Here is a 20983-nt window from a genome sequence, read left to right on the forward strand (position 1 = left end):
GTCACAGTGCGCCCCTTCGTTTTGATGCCGTGGCAGTACGCATGACCCCGCCGGCAAAGGCTCTTAAATCATGTTCGATCTAGGTTTTTCGGAACTCATCCTCATCGCGGTGGTGACGCTCATCGTCGTCGGACCCGAGCGCCTGCCGAAGGTGGCGCGCACCGCCGGCCATCTCCTCGGCCGGCTGCAGCGTTACGTCAGCGACGTCAAGTCGGACATCCAGCGCGAGATGCAGCTCGAGGAGCTCAAGAAGTTGCAGCAGCAGGTCGAGCAGCAGGCGCGCGAACTCGAAACCTCGATGCGCGGCCAGGTCCAGAGCGTGGAGGCCGATCTCGCACAGACCGCGGCCGAGGCGAAGAGCTCACTGGACGGGCAATCTGGGGCGGCAGCGTCGAGCGCGGCTCCCGTCACCGAAGCCGTGCCTGTGGCAGTCCCGGCGGAGGGTACAGCCCTTCCGGAAGCACAACCCGGCGAGCCGGCCGTCGATAGTCGCCAGATGGAACTCGGCCTCGCTCCGGCTGCCGTGCCGCTCGCGAACACGACCACGACCACGGACAAAGCATGAGCGCTGTGCAGGAAACTTTCATTTCGCATCTCGTCGAGCTGCGCGACCGTTTGTTGCGTGCGATGCTGGCCGTGCTCGTCGTGTTCCTGTGCCTGATGCCTTGGGCGGGCGACGTCTACGATCTGCTGGCCTTGCCGATGATGAAGACCCTCCCCGAGGGCACGCACATGATCGCGACGGGCGTGGTCACGCCGTTCTTCGTGCCAGTGAAGGTGACCATGATGGCGGCCTTCGTGATTGCGCTTCCGGTCGTTCTCTATCAGGCTTGGGCATTTGTCGCACCGGGGCTGTATGCGCACGAAAGGCGGATGGGACTGCCGCTGGTGATGGGCAGCACGGTCCTGTTCTTGCTGGGGATGGGGTTCTGTTACTTCTTCGTGTTCGGTACCGTCTTCAAGTTCATTGCCGAGTTCGCGCCCAAGAGCATCACGCCGGCGCCGGATATCGAGCAGTACCTGTCGTTCGTGATGACGATGTTCATCGCCTTCGGGCTGACCTTCGAGGTGCCGGTGGCTGTGATCCTGCTCGCGAAAACGGGCGTGGTGAGCGTCGACAAGCTGGTTGCCGCGCGTCCCTACGTGATCGTCGGCGCCTTCGTCATCGCCGCGATCATCACGCCTCCCGACGTGGTGTCGCAGCTGCTGCTGGCGGTCCCGATGTGCCTGCTCTACGAAGCGGGCGTGATCATCGCGCGGATCATCGTCAAGGATCGGCGCGACGGCGGCGAGCAGGCACTCGAGCGCATCGAGGGGAACTGAGCAGCGCGCGTTTCGTTTCCTTCAGCGCTGCAGCGAGGGCGCCGGACGGCGCCCGATTTCCACCTTCAATTCGACCTCGGTATCGGCGCGGCGCACGCGGAAGTGCGCGCTGTGGCCCGGCATCAGGCCGGCAACCATTTCGAGCATGCCCTTCGGGTCATGCACGGGCTTGCCGTCGACGCCGATCAGGATGTCGCCCGGACGGATGCCGGCCTGCTCGGCCGGGCTGTCCCGCAGCACGCCTGCGATGAGGGCGCCCTCGGTACCGGCAAAGCCGAAGGATTCGGCGAGTTCGGGCGTGATTTCCTGGATCTCGACCCCGATCCAGCCGCGCGTGACCTGGCCTGTGGCGATGATCTGCTCCAGCACGCCGCGCGCGGTCGACACGGGAATCGCGAAACCGATGCCGAGCGAGCCCCCCGAGCGCGAGTAGATCGCGGTGTTGATGCCGACCAGGTTGCCCTGGCTGTCGACCAGCGCTCCGCCCGAATTGCCCGGGTTGATCGCCGCGTCGGTCTGGATGTAGTTTTCGAAGGTGTTGATGCCGAGCTGGCTGCGCCCGAGCGCCGACACGATGCCCATCGTGACAGTCTGGCCGACACCGAAGGGGTTGCCGATGGCGAGCACGACGTCGCCGATCTGCAGTGCATCCTGCTGCGCGAAGGTGATTGCCGGGAGCTTGCCGTTGCCCTGGAGGCGAAGTACCGCAAGGTCGGTTTCGGGGTCGCGGCCGACCAGGCGCGCGGGGAATTTGCGGCCATCGTTGAGCGCGATCTCGATCTCGTCAGCGCCCTCGACGACGTGGTTGTTGGTCAGGACCAGTCCGTCGGCACTCGCGATGACCCCCGAGCCGAGTCCGGATGCGCGCTGCGCCGGTGCGTTGTCCTGCCGATCACCGAAGAAATGGCGGAAGATGGGGTCGTCGAGCAGGGGGTGGCGCGGGCGGGCGACGTCCTTGGCCGTGTAGATATGGACAACGGCCGGCATCGAGCGCCGTGCCGCATCGGCGTAGGAGTTGGGCGCCGGGGCGGGGGGCGGCGCATCGTTGCCGGGGGCTTCAAGGATGGAGACGACCGCGGCCGGGGCGGCATTCTTGAACCATTCCGGCTTCAGGGTATTCAGTACAAACAGGACCGCGACGCTAACCGTCACGGCCTGCGCGAAGATCAGCCACAGGCGGCGCATAATGTTGCTCGAATTGGGCGAGCGCTCGGTGCCGCGTTCGCCATGAGGCCCGGAATACAGGAGTGGAGACCGAATGCAACTCGCCGAACTGCAAGCCCATCTGGATGAACTGCTGGAAGTCCCTCGGTTCCGGGATTATTCCCCAAACGGACTGCAAGTGGAAGGACGTGCCGAGGTGCATCGCGTGCTGTGCGGCGTCACCGCGAGCCAGGCGCTGCTCGACCGTGCCGTGGAGGAGCGGGTCGATGCCGTCATCGTGCATCACGGCTGGTTCTGGCGTGGCGAGGACGGTCGCATCACGGGCATCCGCAAGCGCCGCATCGCAAGCCTGCTGCGTAATGACATCAGCCTGCTCGCGTACCATCTGCCGCTCGACGCCCATCCGCAGTTGGGCAACAACGCGCAGCTCGCGGCGCTCGCGGGCTGGGTCGGAGAGGGGCGCTTCGGCGAACAGGACATCGCGTGGATCGGCCGCCCAGAGCAGCCGGAGACGGCCGCGCAGCTTGCGCGCTCGCTGGCCGCGCGGCTCGGGCGCGAGCCGCTGCTGGTCGGCGACGGCAATCGGTCGGTGAGCCGCGTCGCCTGGTGCACGGGCGGTGCTCAGGGCTATTTCGAGCAGGCGATCGCTGCCGGCGCGGATCTCTATGTGTCGGGGGAGATCTCCGAACAGACGGTGCATCTCGCGCGCGAATCGGGCGTGCCCTACATCGCAGCGGGACATCACGCGACCGAGCGATACGGGATCCACGCGTTGGCGCAATATCTGGAGCAGACCTTCGACATCGAGGCATGCTTCGTCGACCTCGACAACCCTGTATGAGAGCCTGACGCGACGCCGCATCGTGGGCGACGGCTTACTCCGACCGTTCAGGCCAGCTGCGACGGTGTTTCGCGGGACGGGCCGCCGTCCACTGGCAGCAGCGGGGCGGCCTCAGGCCGGTAGGGACCCAACTGATCGTCGAGGATTGCTTCGAGCAGCAGGATCTCGTCGATGACGCTGAGGGGGAAGCCTTCGCGCGTGCCGTCACGATTGTCGCGCAGCAGGTGCTCGAGGTAAGCCTGGCATTCGCGCGTGCCCCACATCTGCTGGACGTTCTTCGTCACGTGCGCCATCTGCTCCATCGAGTTGGTGGCCGCGCGTGCCTCGTCGAAGCTCTCCCAAGTGACGGCCTTGACGTTGAAGGTCTTGTTGAGCTGTTTTGCAAGGGCGTCGAATTCCGCGCGCAGGTCGGCGGCCCGATACACTTCCATGAGCTTGAGCCAGGGCGTGACGGCCTTCTTCGGATTGGAGGCGATGAACTCGGCCAGTGTGTCCGCCGCGCCGCGGATGCGTCCGAAGCCCATCATGATCTCGGCGAGTTCGATCGCCGATTCGTGCTCTTCGGCGGTTTCCTCTGCCGCGACGGGGGCAATCGGGGCAATGGGGTCGATCGGCGCAATCGGGGCCAGCGAGATGGGATGGGCGAAGGCGTCCTCTTCCGTGTCCCAACCCAGGGGGGAGCGTTCGGGCGCGCGCCGGGCCGGCTCGAGATCGGAAGCGAGGTCGGGTGCCAGGCGCGGCAGGTCGGACGGAAATGCTGCGGCCGGGCTGGCGGGAGCGGGGCGTGCGATCGGCTCCGTCCGCGCGACCGGCGGGGGGGCGAGGGGCTTCTTTTCCGCCGGCGCGGATTGGGGGGCCGTGTCATCGCTTTCGACGTGTGGCGCCTTTTCGCGGCGCTTGCGGATCCACGCAAGGGCGGCTGCGAGCGCCAGCGACATGAATCCGACCGTCAGCGTGCCCTTTTTCCAGGCTTCGGCGACGCTGTGATCGGCTGCGATTGCGTCGACCTTCGGCGCCGGCGGCTCCTCCGCTTGGGCGAGGGGCGGCGCAGGGGGGGGGTCGGAGGCCGGGGTGCGGATGTGTTCGGCCATCAGGCGCGCCTGAACGGCCTCGAGTTGCCGGATGCGTTCGTTCAGTTCGAGCTGGGTAACGATGGTCCGGTCGATCGCCATGATGACGGATTGTTCGCGGCGCAGCTGTTCCCGCTGGGCTTCGCTTGTGGCGTCGATGCGCGCGAGGCTGCCGAGCTGGGTGCTCAAGCGCAGGCCGGCACCGGCGACCTCGGATTCTCCGCCACCGAGTTCGAGTCGATCGGAGCCTTTGGCGGACGGCGCCGCTGCGCGCGAGGGCGCGGAGGATGCAGTGGGGGCGGTGGCTGCGACGTCGCTGGCGGGAGTGGCGCGACGGCTCGTGCGTGCGCGCCGCGGCGCTTCCTGAGCGGGCGCCTCCGCTAGTGTTCCGCCCGATCGTGCCGGAGCCAGTGCGCCGGCAGATTCGGTTGCTGCTGCGGACTCCTCGGGGAAGGTCAAGAGCACCGTGTACTCGCGGCGCAGGCGGCTGTCGCAGAGGTCCTCGACCGCGAACCGCAACGCGGGATCGAAGCTGGGCAGTCGGTGTGAGAGCACGAGCCGTACGTTGGGGGGGCGTCCGATGATATCGATGCGGGCGTTGCGCACCCGCGGCAGGCCGTCGGACGGTGCGGACGGTGCGGCAGGGCGCAGGCATTCTGCAACCTGCGCGGGATCGCCCTGGACGACGGGGATCTCGATCCGAAGAGGTTCGCCGATCCTGGATAGCGGCACGGGTTCGCCGAGAACGAAGGCGCCGGAGGGTGTCGGTGCGAGCGCGAGCAACGCCACCAGGAGCAGGGGCGTGGAATTCCTAGAAGGCAGGCGCTGCTGTTTTGTCATCGTCCGTTCGTACGTTGGCGAGGGCCCGGGCGTAAACCAATATCTTGTATCAAATCTTTGCGCGGCATTGTAACGAAATTGCATCCCCGCTGCCTGCAAAAACAGCAGATTGTAACTCTGCCATATGACGTCCGGAAATTCTGGCGCTTCGCGGGACGGCGAGTCGGTGGTGCCGATCTGAGCGGGTTGTCCGCGACGGGCTGTCTGCGTGCACGGACAACGTCGTGATTCGCGGTAACATGCGGTTTTCCATACGTAGCCGTACGTCCGATGCCTCTCTCTCCTCCCAAGTGCGCACGCAGTCCGGTGCATCTGCGCCAGATCTCGATCGAGGGCTTCCGCCGCGACGATGGTCTGCTGGAGCTCGAGGCCTGCCTGCGCGACACGAAGTCGGTCGATTACCCACTCGCGTCCGGCGTGCGCCGTGCGGGCGACGCCGTGCACGAGATGCGCGTGCGCATCACGATAGACGAGGGGTTCACCATCGTCGATGCCGAGGCGTGTTCCGATCGTGTTCCCTATGCGGGCGAATGCGACACGATCGGGCCCGCCTATGGACGGCTCGTCGGGCTGAATCTGATCCGCGGCTTTCGCCGCAACGTCGGGGAGATGTTCGCCGACGTGCGCGGCTGCTCGCATATCACCGAGATGTTGATGAGCCTGCCGACGGCGGCCATCCAGACCTACGCGACCTTCCGGCGCGACAACGAGGACACGGTCGAGAAGCCGTTCCAGCTCGACAAGTGCCACGCGCTCGAGAGTTCGCGCGAGACGGTGCGCCTCTATTACCCGAAGTGGTACCGCAAGCCCGCGGGCGACGCGTAGACGCGGCCCGGCACGCGGGTGGAACGTTCGCCCCGGACTCGCGATTCTGCACTGCGCAATTGCGGTTATAATCCTGCGATCTTGCGACCTGCGTTCCCGTTCGGGGCGGGTCAAGAGATCGGGCCGGGCGACATTCGACCGGTCGGCAGCGGTATGCGTCGGTCGAGGGAGACGGCGTATGTCGTGGAGCGATGCTCCGAAGCGTCCCATCAACCTGTGCGCGGCGTCCAGGGCGTCGCGGCTTCGATCGAAGGGCAACCATGAAGATTCATGAGTATCAGGCAAAAGAACTACTAAGAAAGTATGGCGTCGTGACGCCGCGCGGTTTCCACACCGTGTCGGTGGATGGCGCGGTGAAGGCCGCCGAGGAGCTGGGGGGCAAGGTCTGGGTCGTGAAGGCGCAGATCCACGCCGGTGGCCGCGGCAAGGGCGGCGGCGTGAAGCTCGCCCGCTCGCTGGACGAAGTGCGCCAGTACGCGAACGACATCCTCGGCATGCAGCTGATCACGCACCAGACCGGGCCCGAAGGCCAGAAGGTGCGCAACCTGCTGATCGAGGAAGGCGCCGACATCAAGAAAGAATACTACGTTGCCGCGCTGACCGATCGCGCCACGCAGAAGGTCGCGATGATGGCCTCCTCCGAAGGCGGCATGGACATCGAGGAAGTCGCGCACAGCACGCCTGAGAAGATCCTCAAGGAATTCGTGGACCCGCTGGTCGGCCTGACCGACGCGCAGGCCGAGAACCTCGCGCGCGGTATCGGCGTGCCGGAAGCTTCGGTCGCGAAGGCCGTGGATACGCTGAAGCGCCTCTACACCTGCTACATGGAAACCGATGCCTCGCTGGCGGAAATCAACCCGCTGATCCTCGAAGGCAACGGCAACATCAAGGCACTCGACGCCAAGTTCAACTTCGACTCGAACGCCCTCTACCGTCATCCGGAAATCGTCGATTTCCGTGACTTCGACGAAGAGGACGCGGACGAGATCGAGGCCTCCAAGTTCGACCTCGCCTACATCTCGCTCGACGGCAACATCGGCTGCCTGGTGAACGGCGCCGGCCTGGCGATGGCCACGATGGACACGATCAAGCTGTTCGGCGCCGAGCCGGCCAACTTCCTCGACGTCGGCGGCGGCGCGACGACCGAGAAGGTCACCGAAGCGTTCAAGATCATGCTCAAGAACCCCAAGGTGAAGGGCATCCTCGTGAACATCTTCGGCGGCATCATGAAGTGCGACACCATCGCCACCGGCGTGGTCGCGGCTGCCAAGGAAGTCAATCTCTCCGTCCCGCTCGTGGTGCGCATGAAGGGCACCAACGAAGACCTCGGCAAGAAGATCCTCGCCGAGTCGGGCCTGCCGATCATCTCCGCCGACACGATGGCGGAAGCTGCGACCAAGATCGTCGCGGCGGTCAAGTAAGGAGAGTTTGAATGTCCATCCTGATCAACAAAGACACCAAGATCATCACCCAGGGCATCACGGGCAAGACCGGCCAGTTCCATACCGAGAAGTGCATCGAGTACGCGAACGGCAAGAACTGCTTCGTGGCGGGCGTGAACCCGAAGAAGGCCGGCGAGAAGATTTTCGACGTGCCCATCTACGCTTCGGTCAAGGAAGCAGCTGCCGACACCGGCGCGACCGTCTCCGTGATTTACGTTCCGCCGGCAGGGGCCGCCGACGCGATCTGGGAAGCCTGCGAGGCCGACCTGGATCTGGCGATCTGCATCACGGAAGGGATCCCCGTCCGCGACATGCTGATCGTGCGCAATAAGATGAAGCAGAAGGTTGCCAACGGCGGCAAGGAAACCCTGCTGTTGGGGCCGAACTGCCCGGGTCTGATCACGCCCGACGAAGTCAAGATCGGCATCATGCCGGGTCACATCCACCGCAAGGGCCGCATCGGCGTCGTGTCGCGTTCGGGCACGCTGACCTATGAAGCCGTGGCACAGCTGACCGAAATCGGTTTGGGCCAGTCGTCGGCGGTCGGTATCGGCGGCGATCCGATCAACGGCCTGAAGCACATCGATGTGATGCGCATGTTCAACGACGATCCGGACACCGACGCGGTGATCATGATCGGCGAGATCGGCGGTCCCGACGAGGCCGAAGCCGCGCAGTGGTGCAAGGCCAACATGAAGAAGCCGATCGTCGGCTTCATCGCCGGCGTGACCGCGCCGGCCGGCAAGCGCATGGGCCACGCCGGTGCGCTGATCTCGGGTGGTGCCGACACCGCCGACGCCAAGCTCGCCATCATGGAAGAGTGCGGCTTCAACGTGACGCGCAACCCGTCCGAGATGGGCAAGCTGCTGAAGGCGATGCTGTAAGCGTCGTTTTTTTCCGCTGCAGCGAAAAGCGCCGGCTGGTCCGGCGCTTTTCTTTTGGTTCGTCGGGTGTTGCCACGCAGCTGACCCAATGGAAGCTGTTCCACTGGGGTAGGCGCCACGCAGCTGCAGTCGTTGCGACAGCCGGCACGGGGCGCCCGGCGGGTCAGCGGGCGGCGAGAATGATGTCGAAAGTGGCTGTGGCGGGGGTGGCGCCCTTCGCCGGTGTGACGTCGACGCTCAACGCCTCGCGCTCCGGCGGAGCGTAGCCATTCCCCTCGCGGTTGTTGCCTCGGAAGTACATCTGCGTGATGAATTCCAATCGCCCCGGCTTCGCGATGCGGAAGTGGATGTGCGGCGGCCTCGAGCCGTAGTTGCCGGGCACGATCGTGAGGAAGCTGTAACGGCCTCGGGCGTCGGTCATCGTGCGGCCGAAGCCCTGGAAGCCGGGGTCGCGTGTGCGTGGATCTACGCCGGGGTGGCGGTAGCGGCCGCGCGCGTCCGCCTGCCAAATCTCGATGGACGCATCGGCGACAGGTTTCCCGGCGGTATCAAGCACCGTGCCGCCGACGCGCAGCGACACGCCTTCGGCAGTCGTCCCCGTTGCTTCCGCCAGCTTAGTCAAGTCGGCATCGATGTCGCCGCCCCAGTCGAGCGGATAGAAGGGGCCGATGTCGTCCTCGGGAGTCGGGGGCAGGGTGGCAGCGTCGGTCGGGAAGGCGGCGGCCAAGCCGAGCGGCAGGAAGGGAAGGCCGCCCAGGCAGCGCAGGGTGCGGCGACGCATCGTGTGGCGGGATGTGTCGGGGACGGGATTGCGTGTGAGATTGTGCATGGTCTTGTCTTCTCCGTGCGGGCGAGTATTCGATGGCTTGAGTTTCCGTGGGTTCCGCGCAGCGTCGCGCTTCGCACGCGCCCAATGCGACCTTCATGAAGGAGTCCGCCAGAGGCCATGACGATCATCGGCGGTGAATACACCGCCTGCGGCGACGGCAAGCCCGCTTGTTCGATGAGGTCGATCACCGGATAGGGTGGCCTTTCTTCGCACGAGCGTCGACGCCACCTGTTCGCAAGCGCCACATAGGGCCCGCCGCGCGGGCCCCGGTCGGTTCAGGCGACAATCCCGCGCGGCAACAATGCCCTTGCGCGGTATGATGACGATCGGCTGGAGCCAGTGCGCTGATTCCGGGGGCGCCCCGGCCGCGCTCGCGGCGGGCTGTGACGCCGGCCGGGCACAAATCCATGAACATTGAATTGAGGACACGAGGAGCGCCGATGCCCGACTATCGGATCCCTGTGGATCGTTCCAAGCGAATCGCGGCCCTCGTTGCCGAGCGCACCGTCGAATTGGCGACGGTCAGCGCCTCGTTGCGCGAGGTCAATGCCGAACAGCAGGCGATTCTCGACACGGCGACCTCGGGCATCGCACTGATCAAGAACCGCGTGGTGGTCCGCTGCAACCGGCGCCTGCACGAAATGTTCGGCTGGCCGCCGGGCGGGCTCGTCGGCCAGCGCACCGCGGTGTGGTATCCCGACGACGCGGCGCACATGGCGGGCGGTGAGGCGGTGTATGCAGCGATCTGGCGCGGCGAATCGCACCGACGCGAGCAGCAGTTGATGCGACGCGACGGGTCCTTGTTCTGGGCGCGTCTGACGGGCACCGCGGTGGACACGTCGGACCGCAGCAAAGGCTCGGTGTGGGTCATCGACGATATCTCCGCGGAGTTCGAAGCGGTCGAGCGGATGCAGAAGGCCCGTGCCCTCGCCGAGGACGCCGCGCGCATCAAGTCGGATTTCCTCGCCAACATGAGCCACGAGATCCGCACGCCGATGAACGCCATCATCGGCATGACCTACCTCGCCCTGCGCACCCAACTCGACGCGCGCCAGCGCGACTACCTGGAGAAGATCCTCGCCTCCAGCCAGCACCTGCTTGGCATCATCAACGACGTGCTCGATTTCTCCAAGATCGAGGCCGGCAAGCTCGTCATCGAGCGTATCGACTTCGACCTCGAGAAGATCGTCGCCGACGTTGGCGCCCAGATCGTCGAGAAAACAAACGCAAAGGGCCTTGAACTGGTCATCGACGTCGCGGCGGACGTTCCCGCCACCCTCGTCGGTGATCCGCTGCGCATCAGTCAGATCCTGCTCAACTACGCCAACAATGCGGTCAAGTTCACCGACCGGGGCGAGATCGTCATGCGGGTCCGGCGCGAAAGCATTGAGGACGGTGAGGTTGTGCTGCGTTTCGAGGTGCGTGACACCGGTATAGGCATCGATGACGAGCAGCGCGAGCGCCTGTTCCGCAGCTTCGAGCAGGCCGACACCTCCATCACACGCAAGTATGGCGGCACCGGGCTGGGGCTCGCGATCAGCAAGCGGCTCGCGGCGATGATGGGTGGCAGCGTCGGCGTCGAAAGCCAACGGGGCGTCGGTTCGAGCTTCTGGTTCACTTGTCGCCTGGGCATCGGTCGCTCCGAGGGGCACCTGCTTATGCCTGCGCCTGACCTGCGTGGCTTGCGCGCGCTGGTCGCCGACGACAATCTTAGCTCGCGCGAAGTCCTCGCGGAGATGATGACTTGCATGACCTTTCGTGTGCATGCCGTGGACTGCGGGCGCGCCGCAGTCGCCGAAGTCGAGCGCGCCGCATGCGCTGGCGAGCCCTACGACATCGTCCTGATCGACTGGCAGATGCCTGGGCTCGACGGTGTGGCCGCCGCGCGCGAGATGGGCCGGCTCGGCCTGCCGCGGCTGCCGGTGCGCATCGTCGTCACCGCCTACGGGCGCGAGGATGTTGCGTGCGCGGCCGTGGGCGCCGGCGTCGACGACATTCTGCTCAAACCCGTCACCGCTTCCGCCTTGTTCGACACCGCCATCCGGCTGCTCGACGGCGCCCTGCGCCCGGTCAGGCCGCACGCCGCCACAGGCGACGCTCCGGCCGACCTCGCGGCGGTCCGCGGTGCGCGCCTGCTCCTCGTCGAGGACAACGAGCTCAACCAAGAGGTCGCGAGCGAGCTGCTTGGCGCAGCGGGCTTCCGCGTGGATATCGCCGCCAACGGCGAGGAAGCCGTGCAGCGCGTGCAGCAGGCGTCCTATGATCTCGTGCTGATGGATATGCAGATGCCGGTGATGGACGGCGTGACCGCGACGCGTGCAATCCGCCGCCTGCCTGCCTGTGCGGATCTGCCTGTCGTCGCGATGACCGCCAACGCAATGGCAGGCGACCGCGAGCAATGCGTCCAGGCGGGGATGAACGATCATATCGCCAAGCCCATCCAGCCCGACCGACTGTGGGCAACGCTGCTGCGCTGGATCCCGCCGCGTAGCGATGCAGCTGGCGCGGACGATCCGGCCGCGCCGTCCGCAGCCCCGACCGCGCCGCACGTCTCGCTGGCAAGTCTCAGGCTGATCTCCGGACTCGATCCCGACTTGGGCGTGCGCCGACTGATGGGGAAGGAGGAGTTTTACCAATCCCTGCTGCGCAAGTTCGTAAGTGGCTACGGGGATTTTAACGTACGCTTGAATGCAGCGTTCGACGGCGGCGATTTCGCTGTGGCGGAGCGACTCGCCCACTCGCTGAAAGGATTGGCGGGGCAGATCGGTGCGGGGCTGCTGCAGGAGGTTGCGGCCGAGCTCGAGCGGCGTATCCACGAGGGCGCGCCCACTGCCGAGATCGACGAGGCGCGCGACCGCACTGCGCGTGTGCTGGTTGACCTGATCGAAGCGTTGGCGCAGGCGCTGCCGGCGCCCGAAACGGCCGTGTAGTTCCCCGCGGTCACCCCGTGGCGATGCGCTCTCCCCTGCTCTCCGGTTGGTCCCGCGGCGTCTTCGCTTTCAGCGCGACGAACGGCGAGCGGCCGACGGATAGTGTTGTTCGGTCAGGGACTCCTTGGGCATTCGGGACATTTCCTGCGGATGCAGTTCGTCGAACACGTGCGCGAGCGTGGAGCTTGTCGGGAGATCAATGCATGATCGATGTGCGATGACAGCGCACGTAAGAACAACGGCCTGCAAGCATCGCGCGAACGCTTTCGAGCTTGTGTCACTGCTGTTGTCGAAGAAACGACACAGGAGCTCCCACGTAACGGCCCTGGTGCACCGCTGTGCCCGAGCTTGCTCCTCCCTGCTATGCTCACGCTCTTCCGGCGCACCGCGCCGCGTATCCTGCCCGCAGCCAAGATGAAGAATGCCCTCGTTTCCCTCGCCCTGTGCTTTGCCGCAGTGCCCGGTTCCGCCGTTGCCACGCCCGGAGAAGTATCCGAAGGCGGCACCCTGCAACAGATCCCGATGCAGGGCCTCACCGGCGGCTCGAAGCTGCTTGGCGACTATCGCGGCAAGCCGCTCATCATAAATGTCTGGGCCAGCTACTGCCCGCCCTGCCTGGCCGAGATGAGCTCTCTGGAGCGCCTGTCGAAACGCTACGGCAAGCAGTTCAACGTGATCGGTGTCTCCATCGACGATTACCCCGATCGTGCGCAGGCCTTCCTCGTCCAAGCGAAGACGAGCTTCCCGCACTTCATCGACCGCAGACTCGCGCTCGAAAACATGCTCGGCGCCGACCGCATCCCGCTCACGGTGCTGGTCGACGCCGACGGGAAGATCCTGCGCAAGGTGTACGGCGCCAAGGGGTGGGACAGCCCCGAGACCGTCGAGGCGATCGGCAAGGCCTTCGGCCTGCGCATGTAAGCCGCGCGCAGGACACCGATGGCGTGGGGTGATGCCCCCGCGTGCGTATATTCCTGCGCAATATTTCTGCACGGAACATTACAGGATTGTTTCCGCTGGTAAAATCGCGCCCTAACTCCATACGGCCGTCCGGCAAAACAACACCATGTTCTCCCGCTTCATGCCCCGTGAGGGTCAGTTCTTCACGCTTTTCAACGCCCATGCAGACGAGATCGTGGCCGGTGCGAAGGCCCTGGTCGTCCTGATGCAGGCCGTCGGAAAGGACGCATCGGCAGCCGCCAAGGCTACCGCCGACATCGACGAGATCGAGACCCGCGCGGACAAGCTGAACCACGACGTCATGGCGCTGATGCATTCCACGTTCATCACGCCGCTCGATCGCGACGAGATCCACCAGCTGATCTCGCGCATGGACGACGTGCTCGACACCATCCAGGACGTCGCCGAGACCGTTTCGCTGTACGACATCGGCGAGGCAACCGAGGAGGCGCAGCGCATCGCCGAGCTGTCGCTGTCCTGCGCCGAGAGCGTGCGTGCGGCGGTCGTGCTGCTGTCCAACATGGACAACGGCCGCGAGATCCTGCGCATCTGCCACGAGATCGACGGCTTCGAATCCGACGCCGATCGGGTGCTGCGCAAGGCGCTCTCGGGCCTCTTCCGCGATGAGCCGGACGTCCGCGTGGTCCTGAAGATGAAGGGCGTGTACGAGCTGCTCGAATCGGTTACCGATCGCTGCAAGGACGTCGCCAAGATCCTCGAGGCCGTTGTGCTCGAAAACTCCTGATCCGCGATCTCCAGGAAAACGACATGGCAACTATGGAGATCGGGCTGGCTACGGTGATGTTCCTCGTGGCGCTGGCCCTGCTGTTCGACTTCATGAACGGCTTCCACGACGCGGCAAACTCGATCGCGACGGTCGTTTCGACCGGCGTGCTCAAGCCCCACCACGCGGTCGCGTTCGCGGCCTTCTTCAACGTCGTGGCCATCTTCATCTTCCAGCTGAAGGTGGCCACGACGATCGGCAAGGGCACCATCGATCCGATGGTCGTCGACCACATCGTCGTGTTCGGCGCGCTGGTCGGGGCCATCGCCTGGAACGTCATCACCTGGTACTACGGCATTCCGTCCAGCTCCTCGCACGCGTTGATCGGCGGCCTGGTCGGTGCCGCGGTCGCCAAGGGCGGCTTCGGCTCGCTGCTCGCCAGCGGGCTCATCAAGACGGTCGCCTTTATCCTCGTGTCGCCGCTGCTGGGCTTCCTGCTCGGATCGATCCTGATGGTCGCGGTGTCGTGGATATGCTTCCGGACCCCGCAACGCAAGGTCGACAAGTGGTTCCGCCGCCTGCAGCTCGTCTCGGCCTCGCTCTACAGCCTCGGCCACGGCGGCAACGACGCGCAGAAGACCATCGGTATCATCTGGATGCTCCTGATCGCCGCCGGCATCAGCCAGAGCTCCGACCCCGTGCCGACCTGGGTCATCATCATGTGCTACCTCGCCATCGGCCTCGGCACGATGTTCGGCGGCTGGCGCATCGTCAAGACCATGGGGCAGCGCATCACCAAGCTCAAGCCGATCGGCGGTTTCTGTGCCGAAACCGGCGGCGCGATCACGCTGTTCCTCGCTACCGCGCTGGGCATCCCGGTGTCGACCACCCACACCATCACGGGCGCCATCGTCGGCGTCGGCTCCTCGCGCAAGGTCTCGGCGGTGCGTTGGGGTGTGGCCGGGAGCATCGTTTGGGCGTGGATCCTGACCATCCCGTGCAGTGCGCTGATCGCCGGCGGCGCGTGGTACGTCGGCCGGATGATCCTCTAAGCGGTCCCCGGCGTCCGCCGCTTTCCTCCCCGTAGGGCGGGAGCGGCGCGCCGACGTCCGTTGTGGGTCACCCGCGCAAGCAGTCGCGCCCCCTGTTGCGAACGCTCGCGGGCAGTGGTCGTCGCGAACATCCGCGCGATCGCCCGGTGGCCGGATACGGGGGGGCGGGTGCATTGGTCGGGAATTGCCCGACCATGCCAATTGCACTAGACTCGCCCGACACTGGATCAACCAAACACATTCCCGATGGAATCGATCAGCTCCGCGACATGGGGGCGGGTGCCCCGGCGCGGATGCGCACACGCCCTTGGGACCGGTGTCGAGTGGTTTCGACGCGTGGCCGCACGGGCCGTTGGCCGTGGCAGCGTCGTGACGGGGGGGCGGCCGTTCGCCGACGGCGGCGCAGGGCTGCGCCTCGGTGTGCTGCTTGCCCTGTTTGCGATCGGGCCAGCGCTGTCGGCCACGCCGTCGAAGCCCGACTCCAAAGCTGAGCAAGGCTCGCGCAACGCGCTCGTCATCGCCGGATCAGGCACGATGAGTCCACTGGTCAAGGCGATCGCCGATCGGTTTCGCGAGCGCCGTCCGGACGTCGTCATCAAGGTCCGCCCCCTGGGCTCGGATCGAGGGTTGCAGGCCCTGCGTGACGCACAGGCCGATATTGCGATGCTTTCGCGCTCCCTTCCGGAAGGCGAGACGGATCTGGTCGGGGTGCCGATCGCCCGCGACGGGGTGTCGCTGGTGGTCCATCGCGACAATTCGGTCAGAAACCTGCGTTCGGCCGAGATCGCCTCCATCTACGGAGGGCGGATACATAACTGGCGTGCCGTGGGCGGCGAGGACCGGCCTATACGTGTTCTGGCTGCGGAGCAGGGGCGCAGTTCGTCTGAGCTCTTCGCCAGGCATTTCGACATCGATTACGCGGCGGTTCCTGCAGCCAATATCCTCACCGACAACCTGCAGCGCCTGCAGGCGGTGGCCGGCGACCGCAGCGCGATCGTGTTTATGTCGGTCGGCGAGGCGGAACGGGCTGTCGAGGCCGGTCAGCCGATCCGTTTGCTTTCCGTCGATGGCATCGAAGCCAGTAGCCGCAGCGTGCGCAAGGGATGGTTTCCGGTCGCGCGACCGTTAACCCTCGTCACGCGGGGTTTGCCGCAAGGGCTGGCGCGCGAATTCATCGAGTTTGCGATGTCGTCGAACGTGACCGGGCTGATCCGGCAGCTCGATTTCGTCCCTTACGTGGATTAGCGCCGTGGCCAGCCGACCTCTCGGACGCGGAGGCTCCCTGCCCGAGTCGTTCGCCCGGCTGAGCCTCGGTGCGCGCCTGAGGATCGGCTTCACCCTCCTGGTCGCTCTCACATTGGCCGTAGGGGTCGCCTCGTTGGCCAGTCATCGCCGAATCGGTACGCTGTTCGAGGAGCACTTCGCTGTCGAGCTGCAGATCGCCGAACTGAGCCTGCTTGCCAATCATGCGCTGCTCAGGGCGCGCCGTTACGAGAAGGACTTCCTGCTCGCGGTGCCGGTGCTGGGCTATGAGGAGAGCCGCACGCGCTATGTGACGCTTGTGCGCACCAACCTTGCGACCCTGCGCGAGCATCTGGCGGCGATCGGCGCGCTCGCCCGCGAAGCCGACATGCGGAACGAAGTAAAGGCGATCGAGTCGGCTGCAAGGGGCTTCGAGAACGATTTCCTTGTGGCGGCTGGATTGCAGGGGCAACTCGGTAGCCGTGGCGACGGCCTGGTGGGGATGCTGCGCACGGCCGCGCACCGCATCGAGGCGCTGATTCCTGCCGAAGCGCATCGGTTGCGCGCGGATCTGCTCGCGATGCGGCGGTTCGAGAAGGATTACATGATCACCGACAGCGCGCCTCATGCCCGCCGTTTCGCCGATGCGGGCGAGCGTTTCGCCGCCACCGTCGTGCGCGAGCCACTGCCGGTCGCGCTGCGTGGCGAGGTTGCCGGTGCGCTGCATGACTATCGCGAGGCCTTTCTTGCCTACGAGGCTGTCAGCGACGAACTCGAGACGACCCGCGAGCAGTATCTCGAAGCGGTGCATCAAATCGAGTCCCAGTTGCAGCGGCTGCACGCCGATGCTCGCACCCGGGCGTCAAGCACCCGCGACGAGCTACGGAGCTTCGAGCACTTCGCTGGCTCGGCTCTGCTGCTGACTGGTGTGCTTGCCGCCGCGCTTGGCCTGGCCATTGGATATCTGTTTTCACGCAGCATCCGGCGCTCGATCGCCCAGACGATGAACTTCGCGCAACGCCTGGCGGCGGGCGATCTCGACGTACGCCTGCGCAGCGACGGCGGCGACGAGTTCGCCACGCTTAACGTCGCGCTCAACGACATGGCCGGCGCCTTGCAGTCGGCGCAGCGGCGAGAGGCGCAGCGCAGTACCGAACTGGCCGCCAGCAATGCGGCGCTGCTGCGTGAAGTCGATGAACGCAGCCAAGCGGAACGCACCCTGCGTGCCAGCGAGGCGCGCGTCCGCAGCATCCTCGAGTCGGCGGCCGACGGCGTGGTCATTACCGACGCCGCCGGCCGCATCACGATGGTCAACGCCCGTACCGAGATGCTGTTCGGCTACTCGCGGAGCGAACTGCTCGGCCAGACGGTCGAGCTTCTCGTGCCCGAGCGTTTCAGGGCACAGCATTCGGAGCAGCGTTCGGACTATCACGGAACGCCGCATTCTGATGTGAATGGCATGCGCCGGCCGGGCATCTTTGCGCGGCGGCGCGACGGCAGCGAGTTTCCGGCCGACATCAGTCGGGCAGTCATGGCGCATGACGGCGAGGCGCAGGTCATCGCCGTCGTGCGTGACATTTCGACGCAGGTGCGAGCCGAGAACGAGCTGCGCCGCCTGAATCGCACCCTGCGCATGCTCACCTTGTGCAATGAAGCGCTGGTCCGCGCGCAGAATGAGGGCGAGCTACTCGGAACCGTCTGTGGGCACCTCGTCGAACTTGGCGGCTATCGCCTGGCCTGGGTCGGTCTCGCGCTCGACGATCCTGCGCGCTCGGTGCACCCTGCGGCGATGGCGGGCGTGGGGGCGGATTACCTGCGCACACTCGATGTGAGCTGGGCGGACGTCCCTTCGGGTCAAGGGCCGACAGGCCGTGCGATCCGGTTGGGCACCACCCAAACCTGCATTGACATCCCCGGCGATCCGGCCTACGCGCCATGGCGCACCGAGGCCCAGCGTCGCGGCTTCACCTCTAGCATCGCGCTGCCGCTGACTGCGGCGGGACGAACGGTCGGCGCGCTCAATATCTACGCCAGCGAGGGCGACGCCTTCGACCTCCAGGAGGTCGCCCTGCTCGAGGAACTCGCCAACGACCTGGCGTACGGGCTGCGCAGCCTGCGCGAGCGCGATGCGCGTCAGCGCGCCGAGCGCGAGCTCGCCCACCAGGCTCACTACGACACGCTGACGGGACTCGCCAATCGCCATCTGTTCCGTGATCGTCTCGAGCAGGGGCTGGTGCATGCCCGGCGCAATGGGCGGACGGTTGCGGTCGCGCTGCTCGACCTCGACCGCTTCAAGGCCATCAACGACACGCTTGGCCAGGCCCGCGGCGATATCTTGCTCAAGGAGGCCGCACGCCGTTTGCAGGGGCCGCTGCGCAACGGCGATACCGTCGCACGCCTGGCCAGCGACGAATTCGCGATCCTGCTCGACGACCTGGCCGCCGCCGAGGACGTCGCGCCGCTGGTGGGGCGGCTGCTCGAGGATGTCGCTGCACCGCTCGACATCGCCGGCCACGGGGTGTACTCGACCGCAAGTCTCGGCATCAGCCTTTTTCCACGCGACGGACAGGACGCGGAAGCCCTTCTCGGGGCCGCCGACATCGCCATGCACAACGCCAAGTCGGCGGGCGGGAATGCCTTCCGTTTCTACGCGCCGGAAATGAACCTGCGGGCCACCGCGCAGCTCGCGCTGGCCAGCGCGCTACGGAGCGCGATCGACAACGGTGAGCTGCGGGTGTTCTACCAGCCGAAGGCCAGCCTGTGCGACGGGCGGGTAACCAGTGCCGAGGCCCTGGTCCGCTGGCAGCATCCCGAGCGCGGCATGGTTTCTCCGGCCGATTTCATCCCGGTCGCCGAAGACACCGGGCTGATCGTGCCGCTCGGCGAATGGGTGCTGCGCGAGACCTGTCGCCAGCAAGCCGCCTGGATTGCCGAGGGATTCGCCGTGCCGCCCGTCGCGGTCAATCTCTCGGCCCGCCAGTTCCGCCAGGAGAATCTGCCGCAGACGGTGCGCGCGGCCTTGGTGGCAGCCGGCCTCGATCCGCACTGCCTGCAGCTGGAGATCACCGAAAGCACGGTCATGCACGACGTGGACCGTGCGGTGGCGATGCTGCGCGAGCTTAACGCAATCGGTATCGGCGTCGCGCTCGACGATTTCGGCACCGGTTACTCGAGCCTTGCCTATCTAAAACGTTTCCCCATCGACCAGCTGAAGATCGATCGCGCGTTCGTGCGCGACATCGCGAGCGATCCCGAAGATGCTGCGATCTGCCGCGCGGTCATCGGGCTCGCCCACAGTCTGGACCTGACGGTGGTCGCAGAGGGTGTCGAAACTCGCCCGCAGCTCGAGTTCTTGCGCGCCAACGCGTGTGACGAGATGCAGGGATTCCTGTTCAGTCGACCGGTGCCCGCCGCCGAGTACGCCGCACTGCTCGCAACCGGCCGGGTCTTGTCCCTCGACGGCGACTGAGTGGCACGCACTGCGACAGCCTCGCCGCGCTGGCCGGCCCGAGCGCGGCACTCCCGGGCGCAGACCGTTCAGTTCGTGGGGCCGGCGGGTTCTGCGTGAGGGTGGGCGATGCGCACGCAGTTGCGACCCGCCTGCTTCGCCTCGTAAAGCGCGGTGTCGGCACAAGCGAGTGTTTGCGCGAGCGAGCGTTGGCCGCGGATGGTCGTGGCGACGCCGACGCTGATCGTGATCGGCCTCGGCGATTCGATGCGTGCTGCGACCGCCGACCGGAGCTTCTCCGCCACGTGGACAGCGCCCTCGGTGCCGGTGTCGGGCATCAGGACGAGGAACTCCTCGCCGCCATAGCGCCCGACGACGTCGCTCGCTCGCACCTCGTCGCGTAGCAGGTGTGAAATGCTGCGGATTGCCTCGTCGCCCGCCAAGTGGCCGTAGGTGTCGTTGATTTCCTTGAAGTGGTCGATGTCTATCATCAGCATCGACAACTCCCCGCGGCGATCCGGCTTGTTCTCGAATGCGTCCGCACACGCCATGATCGAGCGCCGGTTATACACCCCGGTGAGTCCGTCGATGCTGGCGTGTTCCAGCTGGATGCGGCTGACCGCCGCCGCGCGCCGGGCGACCGCGACGATGGTCGCGCTCAGCGCCAGCCACAGGACAAATACGGTGATTACCCGCTTGTGCCAGCGCTCCAGAACTTCAGCGACCGGCAGTGCTGCCGAAGCCACCATCGGGTAGAGGCGCAGATGTTGATAGGCGACGATGCGTTCCTGTCCGTCGAGCGGTGATATGGTCACAGTGGTCGCATACGGGCTGCTGGCCAGCACGCCGCTGCGTTCCGGTGTGAGGGGCAGATGCTTGCCGACGTGGAGTTCGTGATCGGGCGTGCGCGAATATATGCGCGCATCCTCGCTCAACAGGGCTTGGCTGAGACCGTTGTGCGGATTGCGCGGCGTCAGGCGCTCGCGTAGCAGGTCGACGTCGATAATGACGACGAGAACATTGGTCAGTCGGCCCGATGTGTCGCGCAGGGCAGTGCTCAAGGCGAAGAACCATCGTCCGGCATGAACCTTCGATAGCTGCGGCGGCCCGACGTAGAGCGCGCTGTCGGGCCGCAAGTGAGCTGTGTAATATTCGCGCTCCATGACCGATGGCGGTGTGCCGGAGCCCGTCCAGTGCTCGATTCGTCCGTCCTTGGAGAGGATCAGCAGATCCATCAGGTGCGGCGCGGCGGAGCGTAAATCCAGCAGCGCCGTGCGTACCGCCTCGGGGTCGAGGCGGGGAACTGTCACGGGCGGCCTGACGAGTAGCGCCATCGCGCGCAGCAACTGTTCGCCCGATTCCAGCGTTCCCGCGGCGATCAGCGCGGTCTGGCTTGCCATCTGCTCAGT

The 20983-nt window shown here is 65.9% G+C and carries 16 protein-coding genes; 12 read left to right on the forward strand and 4 right to left on the reverse strand.

The annotated features are described in order from the left end of the window. The first annotated feature begins 70 nt into the window (after positions 1 to 70). Together tatB and tatC are read left to right on the forward strand one after the other, a co-directional pair. On the forward strand, positions 71 to 565 hold the full coding sequence (gene tatB, locus ToN1_RS16040; protein ID WP_169207133.1) for a Sec-independent protein translocase protein TatB: 495 nt from the start codon (positions 71 to 73) through the stop codon (positions 563 to 565). Continuing rightward, the gene (gene tatC / locus ToN1_RS16045; RefSeq protein WP_169207134.1) at positions 562 to 1323 is read left to right on the forward strand and encodes a twin-arginine translocase subunit TatC; all 762 of its coding nucleotides are present in this window, start codon (positions 562 to 564) and stop codon (positions 1321 to 1323) included. The genes tatB and tatC overlap by 4 nt, the downstream gene beginning before the upstream one ends. A gap of 21 nt (positions 1324 to 1344) precedes the next feature. Here tatC and ToN1_RS16050 read toward each other — a convergent pair whose 3' ends face one another. Next, positions 1345 to 2508 (reverse strand): Do family serine endopeptidase, encoded by a 1164-nt coding sequence (locus ToN1_RS16050; RefSeq protein ID WP_210147836.1) that lies wholly within the window; start codon positions 2506 to 2508, stop codon positions 1345 to 1347. A 73-nt stretch (positions 2509 to 2581) separates the two neighbouring features. On the opposite strand from ToN1_RS16050, the gene ToN1_RS16055 reads away from it, so the two are divergent. Continuing rightward, entirely contained in the window at positions 2582 to 3328 is a 747-nt protein-coding gene (locus tag ToN1_RS16055; RefSeq protein WP_169208942.1) for a Nif3-like dinuclear metal center hexameric protein, read from the forward strand. 47 nt (positions 3329 to 3375) lie between these two features. On the opposite strand, the gene ToN1_RS16060 is transcribed toward ToN1_RS16055, so the two are convergent. Next, entirely contained in the window at positions 3376 to 5238 is a 1863-nt protein-coding gene (locus ToN1_RS16060; protein WP_210147837.1) for a type IV pilus assembly protein FimV, read from the reverse strand. A 270-nt stretch (positions 5239 to 5508) separates the two neighbouring features. Here ToN1_RS16060 and ToN1_RS16065 point away from each other — a divergent pair, with 270 nt between their 5' ends. From ToN1_RS16065 to sucD, 3 genes are all read left to right on the forward strand, one after another. Next, positions 5509 to 6063, forward strand: a complete 555-nt coding sequence (locus ToN1_RS16065) for a DUF2889 domain-containing protein (protein WP_169208537.1) — start codon at positions 5509 to 5511, stop codon at positions 6061 to 6063. 260 nt (positions 6064 to 6323) lie between these two features. Then, positions 6324 to 7484 (forward strand): ADP-forming succinate--CoA ligase subunit beta, encoded by a 1161-nt coding sequence (sucC, locus tag ToN1_RS16070; protein ID WP_169132886.1) that lies wholly within the window; start codon positions 6324 to 6326, stop codon positions 7482 to 7484. An 11-nt stretch (positions 7485 to 7495) separates the two neighbouring features. Further along, positions 7496 to 8389: a succinate--CoA ligase subunit alpha gene (gene sucD / locus ToN1_RS16075; RefSeq protein WP_169208538.1), complete on the forward strand. Its 894-nt coding sequence runs from the start codon at positions 7496 to 7498 to the stop codon at positions 8387 to 8389. A 163-nt stretch (positions 8390 to 8552) separates the two neighbouring features. Here sucD and ToN1_RS16080 read toward each other — a convergent pair whose 3' ends face one another. Next, positions 8553 to 9218 carry a dioxygenase family protein gene (locus ToN1_RS16080; RefSeq protein WP_169208539.1) on the reverse strand — a complete coding sequence of 222 codons (666 nt, stop codon included), beginning with the start codon at positions 9216 to 9218 and terminating at the stop codon, positions 8553 to 8555. Between the two features lie 440 nt (positions 9219 to 9658). Between ToN1_RS16080 and ToN1_RS16085 the strand changes: the two genes are divergently transcribed. The 6 genes from ToN1_RS16085 to ToN1_RS16110 all read left to right on the forward strand — a co-directional run bounded on the left by ToN1_RS16085 (position 9659) and on the right by ToN1_RS16110 (position 19595). Then, entirely contained in the window at positions 9659 to 12148 is a 2490-nt protein-coding gene (locus ToN1_RS16085; RefSeq protein WP_169208540.1) for a response regulator, read from the forward strand. Positions 12149 to 12562: 414 nt separating this feature from the next. Further along, complete coding sequence (locus ToN1_RS16090; RefSeq protein ID WP_169208541.1) at positions 12563 to 13069, forward strand: TlpA family protein disulfide reductase; 507 nt, start codon at positions 12563 to 12565, stop codon at positions 13067 to 13069. A gap of 145 nt (positions 13070 to 13214) precedes the next feature. After that, positions 13215 to 13853, forward strand: a complete 639-nt coding sequence (locus tag ToN1_RS16095; protein WP_169208542.1) for a DUF47 domain-containing protein — start codon at positions 13215 to 13217, stop codon at positions 13851 to 13853. 23 nt (positions 13854 to 13876) lie between these two features. Next, positions 13877 to 14884 (forward strand): inorganic phosphate transporter, encoded by a 1008-nt coding sequence (locus tag ToN1_RS16100; RefSeq protein ID WP_169208543.1) that lies wholly within the window; start codon positions 13877 to 13879, stop codon positions 14882 to 14884. Positions 14885 to 15220: 336 nt separating this feature from the next. Beyond that, entirely contained in the window at positions 15221 to 16129 is a 909-nt protein-coding gene (locus ToN1_RS16105) for a phosphate ABC transporter substrate-binding protein (RefSeq protein WP_169208544.1), read from the forward strand. A 4-nt stretch (positions 16130 to 16133) separates the two neighbouring features. Then, positions 16134 to 19595, forward strand: a complete 3462-nt coding sequence (locus ToN1_RS16110; RefSeq protein WP_169208545.1) for an EAL domain-containing protein — start codon at positions 16134 to 16136, stop codon at positions 19593 to 19595. 68 nt (positions 19596 to 19663) lie between these two features. Here ToN1_RS16110 and ToN1_RS16115 read toward each other — a convergent pair whose 3' ends face one another. Then, positions 19664 to 20974 carry a GGDEF domain-containing protein gene (locus tag ToN1_RS16115; RefSeq protein WP_169208546.1) on the reverse strand — a complete coding sequence of 437 codons (1311 nt, stop codon included), beginning with the start codon at positions 20972 to 20974 and terminating at the stop codon, positions 19664 to 19666. Between the last annotated feature and the right edge of the window lie 9 nt (positions 20975 to 20983).

This window comes from Aromatoleum petrolei (genome assembly GCF_017894385.1).
Classification (GTDB): domain Bacteria; phylum Pseudomonadota; class Gammaproteobacteria; order Burkholderiales; family Rhodocyclaceae; genus Aromatoleum; species Aromatoleum petrolei.

Bases quoted from the DNA above. Each gene is read 5' to 3' on its own strand.
- tatB (WP_169207133.1), top strand. From the start codon at position 71: ATGTTCGATCTAGGTTTTTCGGAACTCATCCTCATCGCGGTGGTGACG.
- tatC (WP_169207134.1), top strand. From the start codon at position 562: ATGAGCGCTGTGCAGGAAACTTTCATTTCGCATCTCGTCGAGCTGCGC.
- ToN1_RS16050 (WP_210147836.1), bottom strand. From the start codon at position 2,508: ATGCGCCGCCTGTGGCTGATCTTCGCGCAGGCCGTGACGGTTAGCGTC.
- ToN1_RS16055 (WP_169208942.1), top strand. From the start codon at position 2,582: ATGCAACTCGCCGAACTGCAAGCCCATCTGGATGAACTGCTGGAAGTC.
- ToN1_RS16060 (WP_210147837.1), bottom strand. From the start codon at position 5,238: ATGACAAAACAGCAGCGCCTGCCTTCTAGGAATTCCACGCCCCTGCTC.
- ToN1_RS16065 (WP_169208537.1), top strand. From the start codon at position 5,509: ATGCCTCTCTCTCCTCCCAAGTGCGCACGCAGTCCGGTGCATCTGCGC.
- sucC (WP_169132886.1), top strand. From the start codon at position 6,324: ATGAAGATTCATGAGTATCAGGCAAAAGAACTACTAAGAAAGTATGGC.
- sucD (WP_169208538.1), top strand. From the start codon at position 7,496: ATGTCCATCCTGATCAACAAAGACACCAAGATCATCACCCAGGGCATC.
- ToN1_RS16080 (WP_169208539.1), bottom strand. From the start codon at position 9,218: ATGCACAATCTCACACGCAATCCCGTCCCCGACACATCCCGCCACACG.
- ToN1_RS16085 (WP_169208540.1), top strand. From the start codon at position 9,659: ATGCCCGACTATCGGATCCCTGTGGATCGTTCCAAGCGAATCGCGGCC.
- ToN1_RS16090 (WP_169208541.1), top strand. From the start codon at position 12,563: ATGAAGAATGCCCTCGTTTCCCTCGCCCTGTGCTTTGCCGCAGTGCCC.
- ToN1_RS16095 (WP_169208542.1), top strand. From the start codon at position 13,215: ATGTTCTCCCGCTTCATGCCCCGTGAGGGTCAGTTCTTCACGCTTTTC.
- ToN1_RS16100 (WP_169208543.1), top strand. From the start codon at position 13,877: ATGGCAACTATGGAGATCGGGCTGGCTACGGTGATGTTCCTCGTGGCG.
- ToN1_RS16115 (WP_169208546.1), bottom strand. From the start codon at position 20,974: ATGGCAAGCCAGACCGCGCTGATCGCCGCGGGAACGCTGGAATCGGGC.